Below are 1781 nucleotides of genomic sequence, written 5' to 3' on the forward strand. Positions count from 1 at the left end.
CATGCCGGAGGGCCCGCAGCGGGCTGCGGGCCCTCCGGCATGTCCGGGCCGGTCCGGGACGTGTGCGGCTCTGTGCCGGTGCCGGTTCAGACCTCGTCGCGGCGGAGCGAGGGCTTGAGCTCCTTGAACCGGCCGAGGAGGCCGTTGACGAACGAGGGCGACTCGTCCGTGGAGAACTCCTTCGCCAGCTGCACCATCTCGTCGAGGACGACGGCGTCCGGGGTCTCGTCGACCCAGACCAGCTCGTACGCGCCGAGACGCAGGATGTTGCGGTCGACGACCGGCATGCGGTCCAGGGTCCAGCCGACCGAGTACTGGGCGAGCAGCTCGTCGATGCGCGCCGCGTGCTGCGCGTAGCCCTCGACCAGCTGCATCGTGTACTCGCTCACCGGCGGCTGCCGGGTGTCGGACCGGGAGTGCCGGATCCAGTCCGCGAGGACCGTCAGGACGTCGGCGCCGCGCTGGTCACCCTCGAAGAGGATCTGGAAGGCGCGCTTGCGGGCCGTGTTGCGGGCAGCCACGGTTAGCTGTTCACCCGGCCGAGGTAGTCGCTCGTGCGGGTGTCGACCTTGATCTTCTCACCGGTGGTGATGAAGAGCGGGACCTGGATCTGGTGCCCGGTCTCCAGCGTGGCCGGCTTGGTGCCGCCGGTGGAGCGGTCGCCCTGGACGCCCGGCTCGGTCTCGGCCACGGTCAGCTCGACGGCGGCCGAGAGCTCGACGAAGAGCACCTCGCCCTCGTGCTGCGCGACGGTGGCCTCGAAGCCCTCGACGAGGAAGTGGGCGGCGTCGCCGACGACCTTGCGGTCGATGTGCAGCTGGTCGTAGGTCTCCATGTCCATGAAGACGAAGTAGTCGCCGTCCATGTAGGAGAACTGCATGTCCCGCTTGTCGACGGTGGCCGTGTCGACCTTCACACCGGCGTTGAAGGTCTTGTCGACGGTCTTGCCGGAGAGCACGTTCTTGAGCTTGGTGCGCACGAAGGCCGGGCCCTTGCCGGGCTTGACGTGCTGGAACTCGACGACGGACCAGAGCTGGCCGCCTTCGAGCTTGAGCACCATGCCGTTCTTGAGGTCGTTCGTGGAAGCCACGTTGCGGAATCTCCTGGACTGACGTGAGACGACTCGGGGCCGGCACTCGGCGCAAGGCTAGAGCGCCAGCAGCTCCTTGGTCGTGATGGTGAGTAGCTCGGGTCCGCCGTCCGCCTCGGGGCGCACGACGAGCGTGTCATCGATCCGGACACCGCCCCGGCCCGGGAGGTGGACCCCCGGTTCGACGGTGACCGGCACACAAGCGTCCAGTTTACCCATGGTCCCGGGGGTCAGTTGAGGGTCCTCGTCGATTTCGAGTCCGACCCCGTGTCCGGTGAGCGCCGGGAGGGCCGCCGCGTACCCCGCGCCGTCCAGTACCTGGCGGGCCGCGCGGTCCACGTCGCGGCAGGCGGCGCCGGGCACGAGGGACTCCCGGCCGGCCCGCTGGGCGGCGAAGACGAGGTTGTACAGGTCGATCTGCCAGTCCGCGGGGGCGGTGCCGATGACGAAGGTGCGGCCGATCTCGCAGCGGTAGCCGCGGTAGGCGGCGCCGAGGCAGACGGAGAGGAAGTCGCCCTCCTCCACCCTCCGGTCGGTGGGGTGGTGGCCGGGCCGCCCGGCGTTCGGGCCGGTGGCGACGGAGGTGGCGAAGGCGGGGCCGTCGGCGCCGTGGTCGACCAGGCGGCGTTCCAGTTCCAGGGCGAGGTGGCGTTCGGTGCGGCCGACGAGGATGGATTCCAGCAGTTCGCCG

General features: G+C 70.0%; 3 protein-coding genes. All 3 read right to left on the bottom strand.

The features are described 5' to 3' along the window. Window positions 1–86 precede the first annotated feature (86 nt). The gene (nusB, locus tag AOK18_RS29835) at window positions 87–521 is read right to left on the bottom strand and encodes a transcription antitermination factor NusB (RefSeq protein WP_055572226.1); all 435 of its coding nucleotides are present in this window, start codon (window positions 519–521) and stop codon (window positions 87–89) included. Window positions 522–523: 2 nt separating this feature from the next. After that, window positions 524–1090 carry an elongation factor P gene (efp, locus tag AOK18_RS29840; protein WP_055572225.1) on the bottom strand — a complete coding sequence of 189 codons (567 nt, stop codon included), beginning with the start codon at window positions 1088–1090 and terminating at the stop codon, window positions 524–526. Between the two features lie 57 nt (window positions 1091–1147). Next, on the bottom strand, window positions 1148–1781 hold a 634-nt coding region (locus tag AOK18_RS29845; RefSeq protein ID WP_157865305.1), incomplete at its 5' end, for a M24 family metallopeptidase.

This window comes from Streptomyces prasinopilosus, assembly GCF_001419695.1.
GTDB classification, from domain to species: domain Bacteria; phylum Actinomycetota; class Actinomycetes; order Streptomycetales; family Streptomycetaceae; genus Streptomyces; species Streptomyces prasinopilosus.